Source organism: Petralouisia muris, from assembly GCF_004793545.1.
GTDB classification, from domain to species: Bacteria; Bacillota; Clostridia; order Lachnospirales; family Lachnospiraceae; genus Petralouisia; species Petralouisia muris.
In genome coordinates this window covers 59,081-84,401 of sequence record NZ_SRYA01000021.1, presented here as the reverse complement: position 1 = coordinate 84,401, position 25,321 = coordinate 59,081, and the positions used below count along the sequence as shown (strand labels likewise).

Below are 25,321 nucleotides of genomic sequence, written 5' to 3'. Positions count from 1 at the left end.
TGACATATATTAACATAGATTCCAAAAATATACAAATTATTTCACGACAGTTCCTTAGAAATAATTTTCCTCTGTTTATAGAAGGAATAAGGGCTGCATTTGGAAATGTTTTGACAAGCTCTTTAGTCCCCATTATAATGGGATTATGACAAGCCCCTTAGGGCAGAATATAATGGGGATCACAGTATGGAATCATATCAATTAACACGAAGCAAACGAAAAAGCCTTTCCATTGTCATTGGAAAAGACGGAACCATACAGGTAAAGGCGCCCAACTGGCTGCCTAAATACAAAATAGACCAGTTTATTCAGCAGAAAGCAGACTGGATTCAGGAAAAGCAAAGAGAGGTCTTGCTGCTGGAACAAAAGAAACCGGTTCATACTTTTCAGGAAGGAGATCTTTTCTTGTTCCAGGGGGAAGCATATCGGCTGACATTCTGCTCTCGGAATTGGCAGAGTTTCAAGGACGGCTGGGACAATGTACCAGTTACCGGGAGGACGGAACTTACAGGCAGAGCAGGGGTTGTTGGGAGGACGGAACTTACAGGCAGAGCAGGGGTTGTTGGGAGGACGGAACTTACAGGCAGAGTAGGGATTGCATTGGAAGAGACAACAAAACTTTTGCTTATGGAACTGGATTCAGAAGAGCCAGACGCTTCTATTGTGGGAAAGAGACTGGAAGAATGGTATCTTTGGCAGGCCAAGCAGCTATTTCCAGAACGGGTCAGCCAGTATTATCCGTTGGTATCCCGGCTTGCGCAACATTCAGGAAAAGAGATTGGCCCTGTGAACCGTATTGCCATCCGCAATCAGAAAACCCGTTGGGGAAGCTGCAGCAGTAAGGGAAATCTGAATTTTAACTGGCGGCTTGTGATGGCGCCGGAGGAGATATTGGATTACGTGGTGGTGCATGAACTGTGCCATCTGGCGTATCTGAACCATTCCAGCCAGTTCTGGCAGATGGTAAGGGACATCCTGCCGGACTTCCGGGAGCGCAGAAACTGGCTGAAAGCCAATGGGCTGCTTTTAGCGTGGGAGGTTTAGGAACTGTACAGAAATAACTTTTTGGAGCAGTTTCTTAGAGAAAAGGAGAAAGACATTGAGAGAGACAATTTTATTGTTCCATTTTTCAGACAAAGACAGGAGGAATAAGCTAACCAGAGCCCTGCTTCCCCTTCGGATGAAGATCAGGGAGGTTGCCAGGGAGGATTACCTGCAGCCTGTGGGATATCTGGCAGGAAATAAGGACATTGCCCCGGTGGATGAAAAGTATGACGGAGAAGAGTTAGATGGGGAAATGATTCTGATGGCGGGGCTCTCCAGCTTTCAGGTGGATCAGGCGTTAAAGGCCGTCCGCAAATCAGGGCTCGGTCCCATTCCATATAAAGCGGTGCTGACGTCCGCCAATCAGAACTGGAACGTACCTAAGCTTTTTCAGGAGATAAAATCAGAGCATGAGCAGATGGACAGAGGAAGTATGCCGAAACAAATAAGATAAAAACAGTTTGGAGGACAACACAGTGGAATGGAAAAAACTGCTCTGTTCGGACAGAGTGAGGAACTATACGAGTTCATCTTCCGGCGATTTCCGCACGGAATATGAGAAAGATTATCACAGAATTATTGGAAGCGCATCCTTTCGGAGGCTGCAGGATAAGACCCAGGTATTTCCTCTGGAACGGAGCGATTTTGTCAGAACCAGGCTGACCCATTCCCTGGAGGTATCCTCTTTTGCCAAATCTCTGGGGCAGAATATCAGCAGGGGCTTGCAGCAGAATCAGACGGACTCGGAGTTTTTGCCGGAATATCAGGGATATGTCTGCGATATTCTGCAGTGTGCAGGGCTTTTGCATGATATCGGCAATCCGCCCTTCGGCCATTTTGGGGAAACGGCCATCCGGGACTGGTTCCGAACAAACCTGCCGAAAATTTCCTATAAGAGAAAAGATGGCAGGATACAGTTTCTGGATCAGATTCTGTCAGAGCAAATGAAGAGGGATTTTTATTATTTTGAAGGAAATACCCAGGCCTTGCGGCTGGTGGCAAAGCTCCACTATCTGGTGGATGAAAATGGGATGAATTTGACGAAAGCCTTGTTGGGAACAATTATCAAATATCCAGGCTCTTCTCTGGAAAGAAAAAGCACAAGCCATATCAAATACAAGAAAATGGGCTATTATTATGCAGAACGGGAATTGTTTGCGGATTTGCAGGAAAGTCTGGGAACCGGAGGAAACCGCCATCCCCTTGCCTTTGTGCTGGAGGCGGCAGACGATATTGCATACAAGACCGCAGATCTTGAGGATGCTGTGAAAAAGGGCTGTATTTCCTATGAACAGCTGGTGGCGGAATTGGAGCAGGCGGAAAGGAAGCTGGAAAAAGAAGCGGAGAAAGCAAAACAACCGGAGCAGAAAAAGCCCCCAGAACGAATTGTTACGGTTAGTCAGATAGAAAGCTTCCATAAGATGACAGAAAGTCTGAAACGAAAATATGAGAGGGCAAAGCAGAGGGGATTGAAAGAACCGGGAATCAATGCGGTGCAAAACTGGGCAGTATATGTTCAGGGATGGATGATCAATGACGCCACAGACAGTTTTATCCGGAATTATACTGCAGTGATGGATGGAACTTACGGAACTCATGGAGAGGATTTGTTTACCGGCACAGGGGGAGAGGCCATGATGGACGCGCTGGGAGACATTGCATACCGGTATGCCTTTCAGATTAAACCGATTCTGAAACTGGAAATTGCAGCCCAGTCGGTGTTTGATTTTCTGCTGGAGCGGTTTGTCCAGGCGGCGCTGTATTATGATACGGGAGAGGAACTGACGGAGGTGCAGAAAAAGCTGATGGAACTTTTGTCAGATAATTACATAGCAATTTACCGCCGTTTTGCCCAGGAAGCGGAGGAAGGGAAAGGAGCAGAAGAGGAGAAGGAAGCGGAAAAACTGTATCTCAGGCTGCTTCTGGTGACGGATTATATCTGCGGAATGACAGACAGTTACGCCAAGCGGCTGTATCAGGAACTGAAGGGGATCGACTGATTTCACAATATAATGTTATTTTAAACAGTGCCTAACTTCCAATCAGCGCTGTTTTCCTGCAGAAGGCAAAGCCGTATTTGCGTATGCGTTCTTTTGGAATCCCTTTTGCAGTGAGATATGCTGCGTAGTTTTTGCTGTTTATCTGCAAAAGAGCTGCTTTTACCGTATCGGAAAGGGAGTCTTCCTCTTCCGCATCCAGCACATTGAATTCCAGAATCATACCTCAATTGGCGTAATCAGATGTTCGCCTGCCAGAAGTCTTTCGAAAGACTTTTTTATCTTCCGGTCTCCTTCCTTGAGAAGTTTGCCCACCAGGCGGTTAGAACTGGTATTCGCCCAATACAGTCCGGGCTTTTTTTGATTAACGACTTCTGGTTCGGTAAAACCAAAGGCGTCCGCATATTTTTCAGAGGTTGTTGTGATAACTTCCAAATTATTTAAATCCGAAAAAATGGATTCCTTGCTTATCCTTGTAATCCCTGTCATAACCGCCCGTTCCAGATAAGGGTTTGTTTTAAAGGCAGAGTTGAACAGGCTTCTGATAAAGTCCGCCAGTTCCTTCCAATATCCATTAACATAAGCTTCCTGCATCAGGGCGTCATATTCATCCAACAGGAGAATCACTTTTTCCCATAGTGTCGGGAAAGAAAATCCGACATTTTATGAATGGACCATACTGCCGTTGTATCATTCATACTGCCGTTTACGCTCTGAAAATATATCTTTTCATTTTTTGTCAGAAGGTTTTCGTCAAGCAGAAACACATTTTTATTATATAAATCCTCTAAAATCTGACAGATGGACAGCCTTGCCCCATCATAGTTTTTATCTTTTACATTGGCAAAAGACAGGCTTATTACTGGATAAGTTCCCTGCAGATGCCGGTATGTTTCCGCCTCCCAGATGGACTGCCCTTCAAACAGCTCTCCTCTTCCTGCATACCTGACAGAAAAGAATTTTTCCAGCATGCTCATGTTCAATGTTTTGCCGAATCTTCTGGGCCGGGCAATCAGTGTCACGCTGTCCTCTGCTTCCCACCATTCTTTGATAAAAAGGGTTTTATCTATATAGAAATTATTTTTTAACCGTATTGTCTCAAAATCCTGGTGGCCGATTCCTGTCGTTCTGGGCATAGATCTACCTTTTTTTGTCAGTATACCATAATCCCTGCTATTCCACAATCTGGGTTTGTTACATATTGCACAAAAAATCCCCTGCACTTTTGTGGATTATTTTGATTGAAAATGATTGAAAATGGTGGTATCATACAATTACAATCAAAAACAACAGAAAACAATCAAAATCAATCAAACGAGGAATCAACATGCTGTTAGAAAAAAGGCTGGAAGAAATTCTGAAATTAGTGGAGAAGAACGGCAGCGTTACCGTACAGGAGCTGACCGAACATCTTAAGGCTTCCGAGTCCACCATCCGAAGGGATCTGTACCTGTTGGATGAAGAGGGAAAGCTGAATAAGGTTCATGGAGGCGCCACTGCCATCAATGCGTCTTATGCCAGTGGAAAAGATGTGGAAGTGGAATACCGCAAGAACCTGAACCGGGAAGAAAAGGCAGAGATTGCAAGATATGCAGCTTCCCTGATTAAGCCGGATGATTTGGTTTATCTGGATGCCGGAACCACTACGGAGCGTGTCATTGATTTCATTACGGAGAAAAGAGCAGTTTATGTGACAAATGCCATCGGCCATGCCAAGCGTCTGGTACAGGCCGGGTGCGAGGCCCATATCCTGGGCGGGAAATTCAAGCTGTCCACAGAAGCAGTTGTTGGGATTGAGACTGCATCCGAGCTGGAGAAATTTAATTTTACCATTGGGTTTATCGGAACCAACGGAATCAGCCGCAGGGCAGGTTTTTCCACACCGGACATTGAGGAGGCCATGGTAAAGCGCAGGGCGGTCATTCAGTGCCGCAGACCTTATATTTTAGGAGATTCGGGCAAATTCAATCAGATTTCGCCGGTTACCTTTGCCGGAATTGAGGATGCAGAGCTGGTTACCACAGAAATCAAACATGACAGCTTCCAGGATTTGACGAACATCATTGAAACAACAAAAAAGCAGGAGAAGCAGGAAAGGAGCACATTATGATTTACACAGTAACCTTTAATCCAAGTCTGGATTATATTGTAAGCGTTGATGATTTTACCTTAGGGCGGGTAAACCGTACGACGAAAGAATTGGTATACCCCGGCGGGAAAGGCGTCAATGTCTCTCTGGTGCTGAAGAATCTGGGATTGGAGAACACGGCTCTGGGATTCACAGCCGGGTTTACCGGAACAGAAATTGAGCGGGGGCTGAAGGAATGGGGCTGCCTGACTGATTTTATCCGGATTCCGGAAGGGATGTCCAGAATCAATATGAAGCTTCGCTCCAGGGAAGAGAGTGAGATTAACGGCCAGGGGCCGAAGATTTCTGAGGAAGCCTTGGAAGAACTTTATCAGAAGCTGGACGCCATGGAGCCGGAAGATGTGCTGGTGCTGGCAGGAAGTATTCCAAACAGTATGCCGAATTCCAGTTATGAGCAGATTCTGGCAAGAGTACAGGCGAAAAACGTCCGGGCTGTGGTAGACGCCACAGGGGATTTGCTGGTGAATGTGCTGAAATATCATCCGTTTTTGATAAAACCCAACAACCATGAGCTGGAAGAGATTTTCCATGTGCCTATGGACAGTCAGGAAACCATTGTAAAACATGCAAAGAAAATGCAGGAGATGGGAGCCCAAAATGTGCTGATTTCCATGGCGGGAGACGGCGCAATTCTTGTGGCGGCTGATGGAAGCGTATGGCAGAGCCCGGCGCCGAAGGGAAAAGTGGTGAATTCTGTGGGAGCCGGAGATTCCATGGTGGCAGGATTTATCACCGGATATTTGAAGAGCAAAAGCTATGAAGAAGCCTTCCATATGGGAATCTGCACCGGAAGCGCCAGCGCATTTTCAGAACGGCTGGCAACCCAGGCAGAGGTTGATGGAATTTTAGAGCAGATGGGATGGAAATAAATAATTGGTTTGCAGCGGAAAACAGGGTAGAAGGTTCAGTGTAGAATGAATGAAAATCGTAAAATAAGGAGGTCTGTCATGAAAATTACAGATTTATTGGTAAAAGAAGGAATTGAACTGAACGGCCAGGCTGCTTCTAAGAGAGAAGCTATTGACAAAATGGTGGATTTGATGGCGGCCACAGGAAAAATTGCAGATAAAGAAGCTTACAAAGCACAGGTTTTAAAACGGGAAGAAGAAGGCACCACAGGAATTGGAGAGGGCATTGCCATTCCTCACGGAAAGTGTGAGGCGGTAAAGGCGCCGGGGCTGGCAGCTATGGTGTTAAAAGACGGTGTGGATTATGAGTCTTTGGATGGAGCGCCTGCAGATTTGATTTTCCTGATCGCAGCCCCCAATACCAAGGATAACGTGCATCTGGATGTGTTAAGCCGGTTGTCTGTATTGCTGATGGATGAAGAATTTACACAGAAATTGCGGAATGCCAAAACGACAGAAGAATTTCTGGGCTATGTGGATGCAGCGGAACAGGCCAAATTGGCTGAAGAACAGGCCAAAGCAGAACCTGCGCCTGCACCCCAGGAGAAGAAGGGTCTGAAGCTGTTAGGCGTTACTGCTTGTCCCACGGGAATCGCTCATACATATATGGCAGCTGAGGCATTGGAGAAGAAAGCAAAAGAACTTGGATTCTCCATCAAGGTGGAAACCAGGGGTTCCGGCGGAGCCAAAAATGTACTGACAGATGCAGAGATCGCAGAGGCGGATTGCATTATCGTCTGTGTGGATACTAATGTTCCCATGGATCGTTTTGATGGGAAAAAGGTGATTGTAAGACAGGTGTCGGATGGAATCAACAAAGCGGAGGAGTTAATCCGTCTGGCGGAAAGTGGAAATGTGGAAATCTATCATTCCGGAAACAAGACGGCGGCAGCAGCTTCCGGCGGCAGCGGAAAAGAAAGCGCAGGCCACATGATTTACAAGCATCTGATGAATGGGGTTTCCCATATGCTTCCTTTTGTGGTAGGCGGCGGCATCCTGATTGCCATTGCATTCCTGATTGACGGCATGAGTGTAGATTTGTCTGCGCTTTCGCCGGAAGAACGGGGAAATTTCGGAACGATTACCTCTGCAGCTGCACTGTTTAAAGGAATCGGCGACGGGGCGTTTGGATTTATGCTTCCGATTCTGGCAGGATTTATCGCTATGAGTATAGCAGATCGCCCTGGATTAGTGGTGGGAGTGGTAGGAGGTTCCATTGCAGCCGGCGGAAAAAGCGGTTTTCTGGGCGCTTTGGCAGCAGGATTTCTGGCAGGATATTTAATAATAGGGTTAAAGAAGCTATTGGAAAAGCTGCCGGAAAGTCTGGACGGCATCAAGACGATTCTGCTCTATCCCCTTCTTGGCGTGTTTTTTATGGGACTTATCATGAATTTTGTGATTGAGCCTCCTGTTGGGGCGCTGAATACCCTTTTGAACAACGGGTTGTCCAGTATGAACGGCACAAGTTCTGTGCTGTTAGGAATTATTCTGGGCGCGATGATGGCAGCAGATTTAGGAGGGCCTATCAACAAAGCGGCTTACGTGTTTGGCACTGCTTCCATTGCAGCAGGAAATTACAATATTATGGCGGCGGTTATGATTGGCGGAATGGTGCCTCCATGCGCCATAGCCCTGGCGACACTGTTATTTAAAAAGAAATTTACCGAAGAAGAACGCAAATCTGGTCCTACCAACTTTATTATGGGATTGTCCTTTATTTCCGAGGGAGCCATACCATTTGCAGCCTCAGATCCCCTTCATGTGATCCCAGCAATGATGATTGGCTCAGGGGTGGCAGGAGCTGTTTCGATGGCGTTTAACTGTACCCTGATGGCGCCCCACGGCGGTATCTTCGTATTTCCGGTAGTCGGCAATACCGTAATGTATATTTTATCACTGGTTGTAGGAACCATTGTGGGGGCTCTGTTGCTTGGCGCATTAAAAAAGGATCAAACAGCAGCATAAACGCTCTGGAAAAAATCAGACAAATATATTATAATACACTTACAATATATAGAAAAGGAGATTAAGATTATGAAAACATTTGACTACACCATTACAGATCCAGAAGGAATCCATGCAAGACCGGCAGGACTTTTTGTCAAAGAAGCAGGGAAATTTGCAAGCAAGATCACGATTGCGAAGGATGGCAAGGAAGTAGATGCAAAGAGAATTTTCGGAATCATGAGCCTTGGAGTGAAAAAAGACAATACAGTAACATTGAAAATTGAAGGCGACGACGAGGAAGAAGCTTTCACTGCATTAGAAGCGTTTTTCAAAGAAAATCTGTAAAATAGAATGAAAGACAGGTAATTGTAAAGCCGGAATCAGAAGGCTTTGCAGTTGCCTGAATTTTTAGATAGAAAGGAGAAGCCAAATGTTAAAATTCAGTGGGAGCAGCGTATTTGGCGGTGTGGCGATTGGAAAGCTTTTTATTTTTAAGAAAAATGAGAATAAAGTGGAACGGCGGCACATTGAGGATGTTGAGAAAGAAACAGAGCGGTTTGAAAAGGCAAAGGAGAAGGCGTTAGAGCAGCTCCAGGGGTTATATGAGAAAGCCCTGAAGGATGTGGGAGAAGCCAACGCCATGATTTTTGAAGTGCATCAGATGATGCTGGAGGATTTGGATTATCAGGATTCGATCCATTACATGATAAAAGAGCAGCAGATTAATGCAGAGTTTGCCGTAGCCCAGACCAGCGACAATTTTGCAGAAATGTTTGCAGCCATGGATGACGCTTATATGCAGGGGCGTGCAGCGGACGTCCGTGACATTTCTGAGCGGTTAATCAGTATTTTAACAGATTCTCAGAGCAGCCTGGATGTTTTCCAGGAGCCGGTTGTGATTGTTGCAGAGGATCTTGCCCCCAGTGAAACCGTTCAGTTTGAGAAGGATAAACTGCTCGCCATTGTAACTCAGCAGGGTTCTGCCAACTCCCATACGGCAATTCTGGCCAGAACCATGGATATCCCGGCAGTGATTCAGGCAGATATCGGTCTGGATCCGGAATATAATGGAAAAACTGTGATTGTAGATGGATTTACCGGAGATATTTATGTAGATCCGGATGAAGAAACCTCTAAGGTGATGGAGAAAAAGCTGGCAGAATGTCTGGCGGAAAAGGAACTGCTGCAGCAGCTGAAGGGCAAAGAGGATGTGACTCTGGATGGAAAACAGCTAAAACTCTATGCTAATATTGGAAATCCCGGGGACGTGGCGAATGTGCTCCGCAATGACGCAAAGGGAATTGGCCTGTTTCGGAGTGAATTCCTGTATCTGGAAAGCGAGGATTTCCCGACGGAGGAAGAACAGTTCAAGGCTTACAAAGCGGTTGCAGAAAATATGGCCGGGAAGAAGGTTATTATACGCACTCTGGATATCGGTGCGGATAAGACGGTGGATTATTTCAATCTGGACAAGGAAGAGAACCCTGCAATGGGCTACCGGGCGATCCGTATCTGCTTAAAGCAGCCTGAAATATTCAAGACGCAGCTGCGCGCTTTGTACCGTGCATCCAATTACGGCCAGATAGCCATTATGTTCCCCATGATTATTTCCGTGGAGGAAGTAAGGAAAATCAAGAAGATTGTGGAGGAAGTGAAAGCAGAGCTGACAGAGCTTTCAGTCCCCTTTAAAGATGTGGAGCTGGGTGTGATGATTGAGACGCCGGCAGCCGTTATAGTCAGCGATGAGCTGGCAAAGGAAGTGGACTTTTTCAGCATCGGAACCAACGATCTGACCCAGTATACCCTTGCCATCGACAGGCAGAATGCAAAACTGGGTGATTTCTATAACGCCCATCATCCGGCAATCCTTAAAATGATTGAAACGGTAGTGAAGAATGCCCATGCGGCAGGCATTTGGGCAGGCATCTGCGGAGAATTAGGGGCTGATTTAAGCTTGACAGAGACTTTCCTGAAAATGGGAGTGGATGAATTGTCCGTATCACCAGCGATGGTGCTTAGGGTGAGAAAAATTATACGGGAGACGGATACCAGTAAATAAAAAGCATGGAAGAAAACAAATTTCAGATTTTGCCCCAAACGCAGCAGAAGCTGGAATTCCTGAAGCGGCGCCTTACAGAACTTGGCAGCGTTGCCGTTGCCTTTTCCAGCGGAGTGGATTCCACGTTTTTGCTGAAAATCGCTCATGAGGTTCTGGGCGGGAAGGTAATTGCAGTGACAGCCAGCTCTGCTTCCTTTCCAGGCAGAGAATTGGAGGAGGCTAAAGAATTCTGCAGAAAAGAAGGAATCCGGCAGGTTGTTTTTGAATCAAAGGAACTGGAAATGGAAGGATTCAGCAAAAATCCCCCTAACCGGTGCTATATCTGCAAGAAACAGCTGCTGCTTCAGATTCAAAGCATTGCAAAAGAGAATCAAATGTCCTGTGTGGCAGAAGGCTCCAATGCAGATGATGAGGGAGATTACAGGCCAGGAATGCAGGCAGTGGCGGAATTAGGCGTCAAAAGCCCTTTAAGGGAAGCCGGACTGACGAAAGAGGAAATCCGCCTGTTGTCAAAAAAAATGGGGCTTGCTGCCTGGGAAAAACCCTCCTTTGCCTGTCTTGCTTCCCGTTTTCCCTATGGAGAGGCCATTACTGCTGAAAAGCTTGCCATGGTGGGAAAGGCAGAAGAATTCTTGCTGCAGTTGGGATTTTCCCAGTTTCGCGTCCGTATGCATGGAAGGATGGCGAGAATTGAGGTTTTACCGGAAGATTTTCCGAAGCTGATGCGGGAGGATGTCAGAAATCAGGTTACAAAACAGTTTCGGGAATATGGATTTACTTATGTTTCTATGGATTTGACAGGATATCGGACCGGAAGCATGAATGAGACGCTGAAAAAAACTGAGACAGATTGAAGAAATATGAGAAAAACCAAAAGGGGCTGTTGAAAAAACCGACAGCTCCTTTTTGAATGAGGCTATTTCCCGGTGAAGGTATATCGAGAAAATATTTTTCTTGGATAGTGATTTTCCTAGTTGCGAACATTGTGAGACTGTGATAAATTTGATAGGAAGAAAAGAAAAGATAGGCAGCAGTTCAGGAGAGGACAGATTTCATGAGTGAAGCAATAGTTACCCTGAAAAAGGGCGGGGGAAGAACCCTTAAATCCGGCGGGTTGTGGATTTATGATAATGAGATAGAGTCTGCAGCGGGAGACTTTATCAATGGAGATATAGTGACAGTCCGTGATTTTGACGGCTATCCCATGGGAAGGGGATTTATGAATACTAATTCTAAAATTCGTATCCGCATGATGACTCGAAAAAAAGAACAGAAAATAAATCAGGATTTTATAAAAATGCGTGTAAGGAATGCCTGGGAATACCGGAAGAAGACCGTAGATACCAGTTCCTGCAGGGTGATTTTCGGGGAGGCGGACTGGCTGCCGGGACTGGTAATAGATAAATTTTCTGATGTGCTGGTGGTACAGTCTTTGGCCCTGGGCATTGATCGGTTCAAAGAGGAAATTATTTCGGATTTGAAAGAGTGCCTGGCAGAAGACGGAATCCGGATTCGGGGCGTTTATGAGCGCAGCGATGCAAAGGTAAGAAAGCAGGAAGGGCTGGAGCTGAAAAAGAGCTTTCTGGGGCCTGAGTTTGATACAAAGGTGGAAATTTCAGAAAACGGAGTCCGTTATCTGGTGGATGTAAAGGATGGGCAGAAAACGGGATTTTTCCTGGATCAGAAATACAATCGGAAAGCTATTCAGCCTTTGTGCCGGAATGGCAAGGTACTGGACTGCTTCACCCATACAGGTTCTTTTGCTTTAAATGCAGGAATTGCAGGGGCAGGCAGTGTGCTGGGGGTGGACGCTTCCCAGCTTGCCGTCCGGCAGGCAGAGGAAAATGCGGCTTTAAATGGATTGTCTGACCGGGTGAAATTCGCCTGTGCGGATGTGTTTGAGCTGCTGCCGGAATTAGAACGGCGGGGAGAAACTTATGATGTGGTGATTTTGGACCCGCCGGCATTTACCAAATCCAGAAATTCCGTCAAAAATGCAGTGAAAGGCTATCGGGAAATCAATCTGCGAGCCATGAAGCTGGTAAAGGACGGAGGATATTTGGCTACCTGCTCCTGTTCCCACTTTATGGATGCAGAACTGTTTGCAAAGACCATTCATCAGGCAGCGGATCATGTGCATCGGCGGCTCAGACAGGTGGAGTTTCGGACTCAGGCGCCGGATCATCCTATTTTATGGGCGGCGGAGGAATCTTATTATCTGAAATTCTATATTTTTCAGGTGTGTCAGGAGAGGTAACAGGAGAAAACCATGAATATATTAACTGCAGAACATTTACAAAAAGCTTACACGGAAGAGCGTATTTTGTTAAAAGACGCCGCATTCAGTCTCCAGGAAGGGGAAAAGGTAGGAGTAATCGGGATTAACGGCATGGGAAAATCCACGCTGCTTAAAATTATTGCAGGAACGGAAGAACCGGATCAGGGCGCCGTTGTTATGGGAAATCATGTGAAAACGGCTTACCTGGCACAGACTCCTTCCTTAGAGGATACTGACAGCCTTTTAAAATCTGCCTTAAAGGGCCTGGATATTCAGGATGGGGTGCTGGAGGGAGAAGCCAGATCCATGCTGAACCGGCTGGGATTTGAAGATATGGATCGGCAGGTAAAATATTTATCCGGAGGTCAGAAAAAGCGGGTGGCGTTGGTAAATATCCTGCTGCAGCCGGTGGAAATCCTGATTCTGGACGAGCCCACCAACCATTTGGACAGTGAGATGTCTGGATGGCTGGAGGAATATCTGGTGAAATTCCGGGGAGCCCTTGTGATGGTAACCCACGATCGGTATTTTCTGGATCGGATTGTGGACCGGATTGTGGAGGTGGAATATGGGAAAATCTATAGTTATCCGGGAAGTTATGCAGATTATGTGGCGTTGAAAATGCAAAGACAGAGTATGGAGCAGGCCAGTGAGCGGAAGCGGAAAAGCATTCTGAAAAAGGAGCTGGCATGGCTGGCAAGGGGCGCACGGGCCAGATCCACCAAGCAGAAGGCTCATATACAGCGGATTGAGGACATGCTTGCGGCAGAAGGCCCGCTGGAGGAAAAAGGAGTAGAACTGTCTTCAGTATCCTCCCGAATGGGAAAAAAGACCATAGAGGTAAAAAACTTGTTAAAATCATATGGAGACAAGAAATTAATTCATGATTTTACTTACATCTTCCTTAAGGGAGAGAGAATCGGCATTGTGGGACCCAATGGATGCGGGAAAACTACCCTTTTGAAGCTGATTCTGGGGCAGGTTATCCCGGATGGCGGCAGCATTGAAATGGGTGAGACGGTAAGAATCGGCTATTTTTCTCAAGATAATTCCCATATGGAAGAATCCCTGACAGCCATTGCATATGTCAGAGAAGTGGCGGAATATATAGATACAGGGGATGGAAAAATCAGCGCATCCATGCTGATGGAGCGTTTTCTCTTTGATGGAACCATGCAGTGGACTCCCATAGGGAAATTATCTGGCGGGGAACGCAGGCGGCTGTATCTCCTTCGGATTCTGATGGGAGCGCCCAATGTCCTGATTTTGGATGAGCCCACCAATGATTTGGATATTCGGACACTAACAATATTGGAGGATTATCTGGACGCCTTTGATGGAATTGTGATTACTGTGTCCCATGACAGGTATTTTCTGGAACGGCTGGCCACCAGGATCTTTGCCTTTGAAGAGAATGGACATTTGCAGCAGTATGAGGGCGGCTATCTGGATTATCTGCGGGCCCAAGAAGTACGGCGACTTCAATTGCCGGATCAGGATAAAAAGAACCAGGGAAATAAAAAGTTTGAAGAACAGAAAAAGAAAGGGCAGGAAGGCCGAAAGGCCAGGGCGGGCGCCAGTCCAAAAAAGCTGAAATTTTCCTATAAGGAACAACGGGAATATGACAGGATAGAAGAGGAAGTAACATCATTGGAGGAAAAGCTGGAACTTCTGGAACAAAAGATGATGGAACATGCCACGAATTCAGCAAAATTATCAGAATTGATGGAAGAAAAGAGCCAGACAGAGGGAGAACTGGAGGAGAAAATGGAACGCTGGGTGTATTTAAATGATTTGGCGGAGAAAATCAAGGATCAGAGCGGCCCATGACAAAAGGCTCATTCCGGAATGTCCGGTGGGAAAGCAGAAGAGAGGTTTCAGGCATTATCATCAGGAGGGAATATGGACACGAAATTTCAGAAAAAGCATGAATCAGATATGACAAGTAAGGAAAAGCGGGAGCTGGAGCGTGAAAAATTAGCGTCTATGAAAGGAAAGAAAAAGGCGGAATATATTTTAACTTATTATAAGTTCCATCTTGCAGTGGCTGCAGGAGCCATAGCGCTCCTGATAGGGATTGTCATGTGGATTGACAGTTTTCAGAACGAAACGATTCTCTATGCGTCAGTTATCGGCGGCGGGGAAACCGACGCTGCTTTGATGGAGCATTTTCAGGCGTATCGGGGAGATGACAATCGGCGGCATAAATATGTTCTGGATACCTCAGTGGGATTTCTCAGTCAGGACGGTTCCGGAGAGATGGATTACGCCAATCGGATGAAACTGGTTACGCTGGTGGGCGCCAATACCGCGGATTTGTTTATCTGCCCGGAAAGCGTTTACCAGGAATATTCGGCAGAAGAAAATTTCCTGGTTCCGGTGGAACAGCTGATGGGAGAGGAATTTGTAGCTTCCCATCCGGATATCTGCGAAGAAGACGCAGTAAGAGTGGAAGACAGTAAAATGCTGGAAACATATGGATATTCAAACAGCGGCCCGGCTTACCTTATTGTGTTCCAATATTCCGGCCAGAAGGAAGCGGCTGCGGATTTCGTAGAATTCCTGCTGGGAGAGTAAAAGATGAAACGATTCATAAAAATGATTCCTGTGAAGGATATCATGGCAGTCAAAGGATATGTGCGGGGCGGATGTGCTTTGTTTCGAAGCTTTCGTAATCCATTTATCATATCAGCAATTTCCCACAAATACATGATCCAGATATTTGCCCGCCAGATTTGCCAGGCGATAGACTAGCTGTACATCTGTGGCGCTTTTATCCTGCATATGATAACGGGGAAAGAAACGGGTGATATGCAGCGGGATATGCTGTCCAACCTCCCTGGCAATCCACTCAGCCTCCGCTCTTATCTCCGAATCACTGTCATTTTCGCCAGGCACAATCAAGGTGGTAAGTTCCACATGACACTTTGCAGCAGCACGGATGATAAATTCCTTAACTGCCTGAAGACTGCCTCCAAGTTTGTGATAATACTCCTCTTCAAATCCCTTTAAATCAATATTCATCGCGTCTATAAAAGGAAGAATTTCCTCCAAAACTTCCATAGATGCTGTCCCATTTGTCACCAGAACATTTTTCATGCCATATGCTTTCACCAGTTTTGCCGTATCATGCACATATTCCCATCCAACCAAAGGCTCATTGTAAGTAAATGCCACTCCAATATTTCCAGATTTTTGATACTTCAGGGCCTTTCGTGCCAGTTCTTGTGGAGAAATATGCATCATATCCGGCGTTCTGGGCTGCAAACCATCTTTGTCTCCCTCAAGGCGCATCATGGAAATCTGATAATTCTGGCAAAATGGACACTTTAAATTGCAGCCGAAACTGCCCACAGATAAAATTCTGCTTCCAGGATGAAACATGTTCAACGGTTTTTTTTCAATCGGATCCAAAGCCAAGGCGGTTACACACCCATAATTTTCAGACACAATACGCCCATCTTCATTTTTTCTGACCCCGCAAATCCCCTTCTGTCCAGATTCCAGATTACAGATTACAGGAATGCATACAAGTTCTGCAAACTGCCTTCATCTTCCTACCTCCCAGCTTTAGAAATGGCGCACGACCTCAAAGCGCTCCAGCTGCACTTCCTCCAGATCGCCAATACCTGCTTTCTGTTTGGCGATCGCCACTTGTTCCTCAATTGTATTCACGCCTTCCAGATTCGGGAGCAGCAGCCCGCGCCTGCGGCCCTTGGTCACTACAACGCCATAACGCTTTACATCCAGTTTATCCAAAGAGTCAATCTGTTCCATATCTCCCAATACATCCACGCTTATGGTCAACTTCTCCAATTCCTCCGCCTTCACTGCCGGAAATCTCGGATCTCTTGTGGAAGCGCTGATGGCATTGTAAATAATTTCTTCCGCTATGGACGAATATGCTGCCTGAATCGTCCCAATACAGCCCCGCAGCGCCCCTTGTTTCTTAATAGACACAAACACCCCTCCCCTAGTGTTGTACATTTCCTCGGGAAGATGATCAGGCGCATGAAGTACTCTGCCTGTATGAACATACTCTTCCATTGACATGCGTGCAAGCTTTACATAAGCATCCTCTTGTTCTTTTTGTCGCATCATACAACTCCTCTCTATTCATGTTCAATCCCATAAATACAAATTCCATATCCAACGCCAAAGGGTCCTTCATAAGACAAAGGCTGTGGATGGACATTCAGACCTTCCAGGGCTCCTGCCATGATCGTAAAAGAGCGGTGCCCGCATTCTCCTGCATTTGCACAAAAATCCTCGGAAAACTTAAAAAGCTCTCCAAAATCTGCTCGTCCCATAAGCTCCATAATGCGGGCGTCATATTCTGGTCCTTCCTTCCGATATCCATAAGGGCCGCTTGCTTTTAACCGATGGGATAAATCGCCGCTGGCAATCAGCACCGCATTGCGCCCCAACGCTTCTATAGTATCTTTGATGCACATTCCCAGTTTATAGTGAATGCCAAGGGAATGTCCAGATAATCCAATTCGGACAAGCTGATAGTCTGTCCAATATTGATTTACAAAATACAGCGGTACCATTGTCCCATGATCAAGCTGCGCTTCCCGTTCTCCCATTGTGCCTGCCGGCAAATTTCTATTTTTTGCTTTGTGGCACAATTTTTGTACAAATTCTGTATCATAGGGAAGAGCCATTTTTACTTGTCCCGCGCGAAACTGCCCAAAATCCCCCTTTGCCTGGCTTCCCGGAGATATATGAAAATAATCAGCGTACATCATGGAATGGGGTGAGAACACGATAATTGTTTCTGGTTTTAACTCTGCAATCTTTCTGGCTGCTCTGTGATATGCATCTACTGTCTTTTGAATCTTTTTCTCTTCGCCCCTGCCGATCTCTGGTACAATCAAAGGCGGATGCGGAAGCATAAATGCTCCTAAAACTCCCATATTACTGTCTCCCTTCCGTGCAAAAAACTTGATATGCCTGTATTGATTATAGCACATGCAAGGTTCTGTTTCACGTTCTTTTTGAATGATTCCTTTACGGTCTGTCAGCTTTTGATAGAAACATGCGCAGTTCAGATGATATTTTTACGTTACAGGTTAACACTCACGATCCGATCGGATGCATCTGGGCCGCCGTGAATATTCTGTGCAGGAATACTGGAAAACATCTTTTCTTTTTTGGGAAAAGGTATTATAATAACAGCGAGGATTTTGTGGAAGAACGGGGAAGCGGAGGCTTCCCCTTATGTGGTATTCCAGAAAATGTGTTGCTATAATGAAGCAGTAAAGTAAAGTGCAGCTGCTTAACCTGCCGTTTGACGAGCCTTATGACCATCCGTCGGCGGTCTAAGGTTTTTCACTGTGAAGTGCAGGAGCGATGGCTTGGCGTGCAGCGGCCGGAAAAGTATTTCAGAAAAGAGGGATTCTATGGCATATCAGATTATTACAGACGGTTCCTGCGATTTGGGCGCAGAGGCTGCTCAGCAGGCAGGAGTGCGGGTTGTGCCGTTTTATGTAACATTTGACGGGAAAACCTACAAAAAAGAAATGGAAGAAATCGGCGTAAGAACTTTTTATCAGGAAATGGTAAATAACCCGGATAAATTTCCCATGTCCTCCCTTCCGTCCGTGCAGGATTATGTGGAAGCGTTTACGCCATATGCAAAAGAAGGAAAGGATATTATTTGTCTGTGCATTACTACAAAGTTCAGCGGTTCCTATAATTCCGCCAAAACAGCGGAGGAATTGCTGCAGGAGGAATATCCGGGAATTCAGATTCAGATAGTGGATACCTCTGTGAATACCGTACTGCAGGGGAATCTGGTGCTGGAAGCTGTCAGGATGCAGAAGAATGGATTATCCTTTGAAGAAACGGTGAAAGAGATCGAACGGATCAAAGTTACCGGGAGAATTCTATTTACCGTGGGAAATTATGAGTATTTAATTCATGGAGGAAGAATCGGCAAAGTAATGGGAACAGCAGCTTCCACCCTGGGAATTAAACCGCTGATTATGCTCAAGGAAGGGGAAATTTTTCCAACTGGAGTAACCAGGAACCGGAAAAAGGGACTGAAGCGCCTGATCGAACAGGCAAAGGAACATTTTGAAAAAATCGGAGAATCACCTGACGATTACCGGATTGTGGTGGGATATGGGTATGATTATGAAGAAGCAGTAGAATTCAGAGATCAGCTTCTGGCGTCCCTGCAGACTTATTCTGATTATAAAACGATTGATATTTATCAGATAGGGGCGACTATTGGCGTGCATACCGGTCCCTATCCGCTGGGGCTGGGATTGCTGAAGAAGTATGACAGGTAAATTGGGGTTTACAGTATTTGGATGAACATGCTTAGAAGCTTCCCTGCGGCACAGACCAGAAGGCATGCAGGGGGCTTGCAATATTAAGAAAGAGAACGACGACAGAGATCTGCCGTAGATGGAGGAGACATGCAGATTATCATTGTGGGTTGTGGAAATGTTGGCACAACTCTGACAGAACAGTTAAGCAAGGAAGGACATAATATTACGGTTGTGGACAGAGATCCGATGAAAGCGGAATCTGTGGCGAATCGGTTTGATGTAATGGGAATTGTGGGAAACGGCGCAAGCTTTGCAGTGCAGAATGAGGCGGGCATTGAGGAAGCGGATTTGATGATAGCGGTAACTACGTCAGACGAGCTGAACCTGCTCTGCTGCCTGATTGCCAGAAAAGCAGGAGGCTGCAATACGGTTGCCCGGGTGCGCAATCCCATTTACAACCGGGAAATTACATACATCAAAGAAGAACTTGGCTTGTCCATGGTAATTAATCCAGAATATGCGGCGGCCAGTGAAATTGCCCGGCTGCTGAAATTTCCTTCCGCTATCAAGGTGGACAGCTTTGCAAAGGGAAGAGTGGAGCTTTTGAAATGCAGGCTTGGAGAAGGGTCAGTGCTGGACGGAAAGCCTCTGACGTATATTTCCGGCGGCCTGCATTGCGACGTATTGATTTGCGCTGTGGAACGGGGAGAAGAAGTCTTTATTCCTTCCGGTAATTTTCGGCTGCAGGAGAAAGATGTGATTTCCATTGTTGCTTCTTCCAGGAAAGCCAATGAATTTTTCCGTAAAATTGGAATGACCACCAACCGGATTAAGAACTGTATGATTATCGGCGGCGGTGAGACCACCTATTATTTGGCAAAACAGCTTCTGCCTATGGGAATCGAGATCAAAATTATTGAGCAGAACAAGGAACGCTGCAATGAATTAAGCGAGCTTCTGCCCCAGGCCATGATTATCCACGGAGACGGGACAGAGCGCAATCTGCTGTATGAAGAGGGAATGCCAAGAGCCCATTCCTTTGTGGCCTGGACGAATCTGGATGAAGAAAATATAATGCTGAGTCTGTTTGCCAAGAGTGTGTCAAAGGCCAAAACCATTACCAAGGTGCATCGAATTGCCTATGACGAGATTATTGACAGTATGGATTTGGGAAGCGTGCTGTATCCAAAGCATATTACGGCGGAATATATTATTCAATATGTGCGCGCCATGCAGAATTCCATTGGCAGCAACATAGAGACTTTATATCAGTTAATAGAAGATAAAGTGGAAGCGCTGGAATTCAGAGTGCAGGAGAAATCTGCCCTTGTGGGAATCCCCTTGATGGAATTGCAGCTTAAGGAAAATCTGCTGATTGCCTGCATTAACCGAAGAGGCACGATTATTACTCCGGGAGGACAGGATACCATTGAGCTGGGAGACACCGTAGTGGTAGTGACAACAAACCAGGGCTTTCATGACCTGAAAGATATCTTGAAATAGGCGGAGGAAACTAGCGATGAATTATTCAATTATCCGATACCTCCTTTGCCGGGTTCTGGAATTTCAGGCAATGTTTCTGGCTCTTCCCTGCATAGCGGCGCTGATTTACAGGGAAAAGGCAGGCTGGGCTTATGCAGCAGTCCTGGCACTCTGTCTTCTGGCGGGAACTCTGGGAAAAATGAAAAAGCCGAAGAGCAATGTTTTTTATGCAAGGGAAGGATTTGCGGCAGTATCCTTAAGCTGGATTGTGTTAAGCCTGACAGGCGCGCTGCCGCTGTTTTTGTCTGGGGAATTTCCCAGCTATACGGATGCGCTGTTTGAAACCATTTCCGGACTGACCACTACCGGGGCAAGCATCCTGGGAGATGTGGAAGCGTTGTCCAGGTGCAATCTGTTCTGGCGGAGCTTTACCCATTGGATTGGAGGAATGGGGGTACTGGTGCTGATTATGGCAATTCTGCCCCTGGCGGGAGGCTACAATATGTACTTGATGCGGGCGGAAAGTCCGGGGCCAACCGTTGGAAAGTTAGTCCCCAGGGTGAAAAATACTGCCAGAAACCTGTATAAGATGTACATTGTACTGACAATCATTGAGATTGCTCTGCTGCTGATTACAGGGATGTCTGTGTTTGAATCCATGACCTTGTCTTTTGGTACGGCAGGTACCGGAGGATTTGGGGTTTTAAATGACAGTATCGGCAGCTATTCCATGATTTCCCAGGGAATTATCACAATTTTTATGATATTGTTCGGAATTAATTTTAATGTGTATTACCTTCTCTGGCAGAAAAAATTTCTTCCGGCGCTGCACCATGAAGAGATGCGGTATTATCTGGGGATTATTCTGGGAGCGGTTCTTATGATTACAATTAATGTCCGGGGCAGCTTCCGGTCAGTGTTTGATGCTTTTCACCATGTGGCTTTTCAGGTGGCTTCTATTATTACAACGACTGGATATTCCACTGCAGATTTTAACCAGTGGCCGGAATTTTCCCGGTTTGTGCTGGTGCTTCTGATGTTTATCGGGGCGTGCGCAGGCAGTACCGGAGGAGGAATCAAGGTTTCCCGTGTGGTAATTATGCTGAAGCTGGTGAAAAATGAGCTGTCCTATTTGATTCATCCCAAACGGGTGCGGCAGATACATTTTGAAAAGCATGTGGTGAATAAGGATGTTCTGAGGTCAATTTCTGTGTTTTTTATTGCATATGCTATTATTTATGGTGCGTCAGTACTGCTGATTTCTCTGGATGAGCTGGATTTTACCACGAATTTTACGGCGGTGGCTGCGACCTTGAATAATATTGGGCCGGGATTAGGACAGGTAGGGCCGGCGGAAAACTTCTCCGTGTATTCCCAGCCGGCAAAGTATGTGCTGATGTTTGACATGCTGGCCGGACGACTGGAGCTGTTCCCGATGCTGCTGCTGTTTGCGCCCTCAACCTGGAAACGAAGATAGGATTTGCGGGCTTTAGAAAATAAGACAGAGAAAGGATCAATCAATTGCGACAGATGGAATTTAAAATGGAGCGGACAGGTCTGCTGAAAGAGGGAGATGTGCTTCCGGTCAGCGAGGGAAAGCTGCCCACTTCCTATTATTATACATTGGGAAAAGCTTACGCTATGTCCGCCAATTACAGTTTCAGTGAACGGCTGAAATCCACCGAAGGAAAAGTAGTGGAGATCCATGAGACGCCAAAAGGTTTTTTTGTGACTGTGGAATTTGATGAATAAGATTGGGAAGATGAAGGAAGGACGTATGGAAGACAGAGTAGCGATCATCGGAATTATAGTGGAGGATGCATCCTCCATTGAAGAATTGAATCAGATTCTTCATGAGCATGGGGAATATATTATCGGCAGAATGGGAATTCCTTATCCCAAAAAAGGAATTAATATTATCAGCATTGCCGTGGATGCGCCCCAGAATGTAATTAATGCATTGTCGGGAAAATTAGGTAAGCTGCAGGGAGTAAGCAGTAAAACGGCTTATTCGAAAATATAGTCGGGAAAATCTGTGAAGCTGAAGTTTCCCTGCCAAATCTGTGGCAGTGGAATTGTTGATAGAACAGGAGGGATGCGCCATGAGTTTAAACAGCACGCCGAGGTCCGACCGTATCCACATTGGATTTTTCGGAAAAAGAAATGCAGGGAAATCCAGTGTGGTAAACGCGGTGACAGGACAGGAGCTTGCAGTAGTTTCAGAAGTGAAAGGAACGACCACGGACCCGGTGCAGAAAGCCATGGAGCTTCTTCCCATGGGGCCGGTGGTGGTGATTGACACGCCGGGAATTGACGATGAGGGAGCGCTGGGGGAATTGCGGGTCCAGAAGACCAGGCAGATTTTAAATAAAACAGATGTGGCTGTCCTGATTGTGGACGGAACCGGTGAGGCGTCAGAGGCGGACCGGGAGCTGATACAATTGTTTCAGGAGAAAAAGATTCCGTTTTTGATTGCAGTAAACAAAGCGGATGAGTCAGACGAAGAGACACTGGAAAAAAGGTTCCGGGAGTATGGAAGATGTATCAGCGTCAGCGCCAAAACAGGGTTTCACATACCGAAATTAAAGGAAAAAATTGCAGGTCTTGCAGCGGATTGCCCCTCTCAGAACAGGATCGTAGGAGATTTGTTAAAGCCCGGGGATACGGCGGTGCTGGTAGTGCCCATTGATAAGGCTGCCCCTAAGGGAAGGCTGATTCTGCCTCAGCAGCAGACGATTCGGGATATTTTAGAGTCGGATGCAGCGGCCGTTGTGGTAAAGGAACATGGATTGAAGGATACCCTAAAGAGCTTAGGAAAGAGGCCGGCAATGGTAATCACAGACAGCCAGGTTTTTGGAAAGGTCAGTGCAGATACGCCAAGGGATATCCCTCTCACCTCCTTTTCTATTCTTTTTGCCCGATATAAAGGAAATTTGCAGACAGTCGTAAGGGGCGCTGCAGCAATAGAATCTCTGCAGGCGGGGGATCGGGTGCTGATTTCTGAGGGATGCACCCACCATCGCCAGTGTGATGACATCGGTTCCGTGAAAATTCCCCGCTGGCTTAGGGAATATACCAAAAAGGAGCTGCAGATTGAACTTACTTCCGGCACGGAATTTCCGGAGGATTTATCTCCGTATCGTCTGATTATCCACTGCGGCGGCTGTATGCTGAATGAGCGTGAAATGAAATACCGTCTGAAATGCGCCGAAGATCAGGGGGTTCCCATTACAAATTACGGGATTGCAATTGCTTATATGCAGGGAATTTTAAGACGGAGTGTGGAATTGTTTCCTCAGGTTCTGGCAGAACTGCCAAAGAGCGGAGATTTTGTATGACAGATTGGAGAGAAGCAATGGCGGAACATATTCTGGTAGTGGATGATGAAACAGAGGTTGCAGATTTGCTGGAATTGTATCTGGCAAATGAAGGATATCAGGTGTGGAAATGTTTTCAGGGGAAAGACGCCTTAGAGCTGGTGGAAAGGGAGCCTGTGGATTTGGCCCTTTTGGATGTAATGCTTCCGGATTTGGATGGCTTTGCCTTGTGTCGGAATATTCGGAAAAACCACTATTTTCCGGTGATTATGCTGACTGCGAGAGTGGAAGATGTGGATAAGATCAACGGCCTGATGCTGGGAGCGGACGATTATATCACAAAGCCCTTTAATCCGCTGGAGGTGGTTGCCCGGGTGAAAACCCAGCTCCGCAGGTATCACAGCTACAACAGCAAAGGCGGAGGAAAGGAACAGGAGGGCAAAGAGCCGGAAGAACTGGAAATCCGGGGACTGTGCATGAACCGGCGGACGCATCAAAGCACACTTTTCGAAAAAAAACTGGATTTGACGCCACGGGAATTTGCCATTTTATGGTATCTGGGCTGTCATCAGGGAGAAGTGGTTTCCTCCGAGGAATTATTTGAGGCAGTGTGGAAAGAAAAGTATCTGGATAATAATAACACGGTGATGGCCCATATTGGGAGAATCCGGGATAAGATGCAGGATTCTTACCGGAATCAAAAGTTCATTCGAACGGTCTGGGGGGTTGGCTATACCATTGAAAAATAGAAAGCGTATTAAAACAATTATTCTGGGCCGTTTTTTTGAAAAAATGCTCCGGGCGTCTCTGGCGTGCATTATTTTGCTGGTGGTTTGCCTGTTCCTGGGAAAAACTATTCTGGGCTCTTACATCTGGTACGGCAATGAAGGGCTGTATCCTTTTATTCATTGGATTTCAGACAACCAGGGGATATTTGTCTTTTTGTCATTTCTGGCGGGAGTGCTGGCAATCGGCGTTTTTTACTGGGTGAAGCTTTTAAATTATTTTCAGGAAGTGTTAGAGGCCATGGAGAAGCTGAACGGAGAGGGGGCGCTGATTCAGCTTCGGCCAGATCTGCGGGAAGTGGAGCAGTACATGAATGATATTCAGCTTCAGAACCGGCAGAATGAGCAGAGAGCGAGAGAGGCGGAACAGCGAAAAAGCGATTTGATTGTGTATCTGGCCCACGATTTGAAAACTCCCCTTACCTCAGTGATTGGTTATCTGACGTTATTGAGGGATGAAAGGCAGATTTCACCGGAGCTTCAGGAAAAATACTTGTCGGTTTCTCTGAAAAAAGCAGAGCGTCTGGAGGATTTGATTAATGAATTTTTTGAAATTACCAGATTTAACCTGACCCATTTAGAACTGGAGCAATCAACGGTTTCTCTGAACATGATGCTGGAACAGACGGCATATGAGTTCCAGCCGGTTTTTGCAAAAAAGCAGTTAACCTGTGAACTGAAAATGGAGCCGGAGCCATTGAAAATCACCTGCGATCCGGAAAAGCTGCAGCGTGTGTTTGATAATCTGCTGCGGAATGCAGTGCTCTACAGTTATGAAAATACTGCCGTCATAATTCGGACGAAGCGTGAGGAATCTGATGTCTGTATTCAGGTGGAAAATCAGGGGACTGCAATTCCCAGTGAGAAGCTGGAGCGTATTTTTGAGCAGTTTTACCGATTGGACAGCGCAAGGCAGAGCAAAAACGGCGGGGCCGGCCTGGGACTTGCCATTGCCAGGGAAATTGTTCGGCTTCATGGGGGCAGCATTCAGGCAAAGAGCTGTCAGGAGAGGACGGTATTTACGGTAAGGCTTCCCATTTGTTCTTAGAATATAAGAACAAATGGGAAGCTGAT

21 protein-coding genes and 3 pseudogenes are annotated in these 25,321 nt (G+C 46.3%); 20 read left to right on the top strand and 4 right to left on the bottom strand.

The features are described from left to right. The first annotated feature begins 186 nt into the window (after positions 1-186). Genes E5329_RS12100 through E5329_RS12090 form a run of 3 tightly spaced genes read left to right on the top strand, consistent with a single transcriptional unit; the run spans position 187 to position 3,044 of the window. Positions 187-1,044: a M48 family metallopeptidase gene (locus E5329_RS12100; protein ID WP_135989786.1), complete on the top strand. Its 858-nt coding sequence runs from the start codon at positions 187-189 to the stop codon at positions 1,042-1,044. A gap of 55 nt (positions 1,045-1,099) precedes the next feature. Then, positions 1,100-1,498 (top strand): DUF3783 domain-containing protein, encoded by a 399-nt coding sequence (locus tag E5329_RS12095; protein ID WP_135989785.1) that lies wholly within the window; start codon positions 1,100-1,102, stop codon positions 1,496-1,498. A gap of 22 nt (positions 1,499-1,520) precedes the next feature. Then, positions 1,521-3,044, top strand: a complete 1,524-nt coding sequence (locus tag E5329_RS12090) for a deoxyguanosinetriphosphate triphosphohydrolase (protein WP_135989784.1) — start codon at positions 1,521-1,523, stop codon at positions 3,042-3,044. A 31-nt stretch (positions 3,045-3,075) separates the two neighbouring features. Here E5329_RS12090 and E5329_RS32545 read toward each other — a convergent pair whose 3' ends face one another. Both E5329_RS32545 and E5329_RS32170 read right to left on the bottom strand, forming a co-directional pair. Further along, on the bottom strand, positions 3,076-3,264 hold the full coding sequence (locus E5329_RS32545; protein WP_330572135.1) for a hypothetical protein: 189 nt from the start codon (positions 3,262-3,264) through the stop codon (positions 3,076-3,078). A 56-nt stretch (positions 3,265-3,320) separates the two neighbouring features. Then, positions 3,321-4,177 (bottom strand): annotated as a pseudogene (locus E5329_RS32170) (AAA family ATPase); the annotation flags it as partial. A gap of 191 nt (positions 4,178-4,368) precedes the next feature. Here E5329_RS32170 and E5329_RS12080 point away from each other — a divergent pair. From E5329_RS12080 to E5329_RS12040, 9 genes are all read left to right on the top strand, one after another. After that, complete coding sequence (locus E5329_RS12080; protein ID WP_135989783.1) at positions 4,369-5,151, top strand: DeoR/GlpR family DNA-binding transcription regulator; 783 nt, start codon at positions 4,369-4,371, stop codon at positions 5,149-5,151. Next, complete coding sequence (gene pfkB, locus E5329_RS12075; RefSeq protein WP_135989782.1) at positions 5,148-6,059, top strand: 1-phosphofructokinase; 912 nt, start codon at positions 5,148-5,150, stop codon at positions 6,057-6,059. The genes E5329_RS12080 and pfkB overlap by 4 nt, the downstream gene beginning before the upstream one ends. Before the next feature lie 78 nt (positions 6,060-6,137). Beyond that, positions 6,138-8,063: a PTS fructose transporter subunit IIABC gene (locus E5329_RS12070; RefSeq protein ID WP_135989781.1), complete on the top strand. Its 1,926-nt coding sequence runs from the start codon at positions 6,138-6,140 to the stop codon at positions 8,061-8,063. 69 nt (positions 8,064-8,132) lie between these two features. After that, entirely contained in the window at positions 8,133-8,390 is a 258-nt protein-coding gene (locus tag E5329_RS12065; protein WP_135989780.1) for an HPr family phosphocarrier protein, read from the top strand. A gap of 85 nt (positions 8,391-8,475) precedes the next feature. Further along, positions 8,476-10,104: a phosphoenolpyruvate--protein phosphotransferase gene (gene ptsP / locus E5329_RS12060; RefSeq protein WP_135989779.1), complete on the top strand. Its 1,629-nt coding sequence runs from the start codon at positions 8,476-8,478 to the stop codon at positions 10,102-10,104. A 5-nt stretch (positions 10,105-10,109) separates the two neighbouring features. Beyond that, complete coding sequence (gene larE / locus E5329_RS12055) at positions 10,110-10,958, top strand: ATP-dependent sacrificial sulfur transferase LarE (RefSeq protein ID WP_135989778.1); 849 nt, start codon at positions 10,110-10,112, stop codon at positions 10,956-10,958. A gap of 200 nt (positions 10,959-11,158) precedes the next feature. Further along, positions 11,159-12,361, top strand: a complete 1,203-nt coding sequence (locus E5329_RS12050; RefSeq protein ID WP_135989777.1) for a class I SAM-dependent rRNA methyltransferase — start codon at positions 11,159-11,161, stop codon at positions 12,359-12,361. A gap of 12 nt (positions 12,362-12,373) precedes the next feature. Then, positions 12,374-14,212: an ABC-F family ATP-binding cassette domain-containing protein gene (locus tag E5329_RS12045; RefSeq protein ID WP_135989776.1), complete on the top strand. Its 1,839-nt coding sequence runs from the start codon at positions 12,374-12,376 to the stop codon at positions 14,210-14,212. 72 nt (positions 14,213-14,284) lie between these two features. Next, on the top strand, positions 14,285-14,959 hold the full coding sequence (locus tag E5329_RS12040) for a hypothetical protein (RefSeq protein ID WP_135989775.1): 675 nt from the start codon (positions 14,285-14,287) through the stop codon (positions 14,957-14,959). Positions 14,960-15,070: 111 nt separating this feature from the next. Here the strand turns inward: E5329_RS12040 and amrS are convergent. Continuing rightward, positions 15,071-15,935, bottom strand: a pseudogene (amrS, locus tag E5329_RS12035) (AmmeMemoRadiSam system radical SAM enzyme). Positions 15,936-15,952: 17 nt separating this feature from the next. Continuing rightward, positions 15,953-17,301 (bottom strand): annotated as a pseudogene (amrA, locus tag E5329_RS32165) (AmmeMemoRadiSam system protein A). Between the two features lie 486 nt (positions 17,302-17,787). Here amrA and E5329_RS12025 point away from each other — a divergent pair. The 8 genes from E5329_RS12025 (at position 17,788) to E5329_RS11990 (ending at position 25,295) form a co-directional block, all read left to right on the top strand. Further along, on the top strand, positions 17,788-18,681 hold the full coding sequence (locus E5329_RS12025; protein ID WP_135989773.1) for a DegV family protein: 894 nt from the start codon (positions 17,788-17,790) through the stop codon (positions 18,679-18,681). Positions 18,682-18,810: 129 nt separating this feature from the next. Beyond that, positions 18,811-20,166, top strand: a complete 1,356-nt coding sequence (gene trkA, locus E5329_RS12020) for a Trk system potassium transporter TrkA (protein WP_135989772.1) — start codon at positions 18,811-18,813, stop codon at positions 20,164-20,166. A gap of 16 nt (positions 20,167-20,182) precedes the next feature. Beyond that, positions 20,183-21,622, top strand: a complete 1,440-nt coding sequence (locus tag E5329_RS12015) for a TrkH family potassium uptake protein (protein ID WP_135989771.1) — start codon at positions 20,183-20,185, stop codon at positions 21,620-21,622. Between the two features lie 44 nt (positions 21,623-21,666). Next, positions 21,667-21,897 (top strand): hypothetical protein, encoded by a 231-nt coding sequence (locus E5329_RS12010; RefSeq protein WP_135989770.1) that lies wholly within the window; start codon positions 21,667-21,669, stop codon positions 21,895-21,897. Between the two features lie 25 nt (positions 21,898-21,922). After that, the gene (locus E5329_RS12005) at positions 21,923-22,168 is read left to right on the top strand and encodes a TM1266 family iron-only hydrogenase system putative regulator (RefSeq protein ID WP_135989769.1); all 246 of its coding nucleotides are present in this window, start codon (positions 21,923-21,925) and stop codon (positions 22,166-22,168) included. 79 nt (positions 22,169-22,247) lie between these two features. After that, positions 22,248-23,483 (top strand): [FeFe] hydrogenase H-cluster maturation GTPase HydF, encoded by a 1,236-nt coding sequence (gene hydF, locus E5329_RS12000; protein WP_135989768.1) that lies wholly within the window; start codon positions 22,248-22,250, stop codon positions 23,481-23,483. 17 nt (positions 23,484-23,500) lie between these two features. After that, the gene (gene vanR / locus E5329_RS11995) at positions 23,501-24,211 is read left to right on the top strand and encodes a VanR-ABDEGLN family response regulator transcription factor (RefSeq protein ID WP_135989793.1); all 711 of its coding nucleotides are present in this window, start codon (positions 23,501-23,503) and stop codon (positions 24,209-24,211) included. Then, positions 24,201-25,295 carry a sensor histidine kinase gene (locus E5329_RS11990; RefSeq protein ID WP_334295743.1) on the top strand — a complete coding sequence of 365 codons (1,095 nt, stop codon included), beginning with the start codon at positions 24,201-24,203 and terminating at the stop codon, positions 25,293-25,295. The genes vanR and E5329_RS11990 overlap by 11 nt, the downstream gene beginning before the upstream one ends. Positions 25,296-25,321 lie beyond the last annotated feature (26 nt).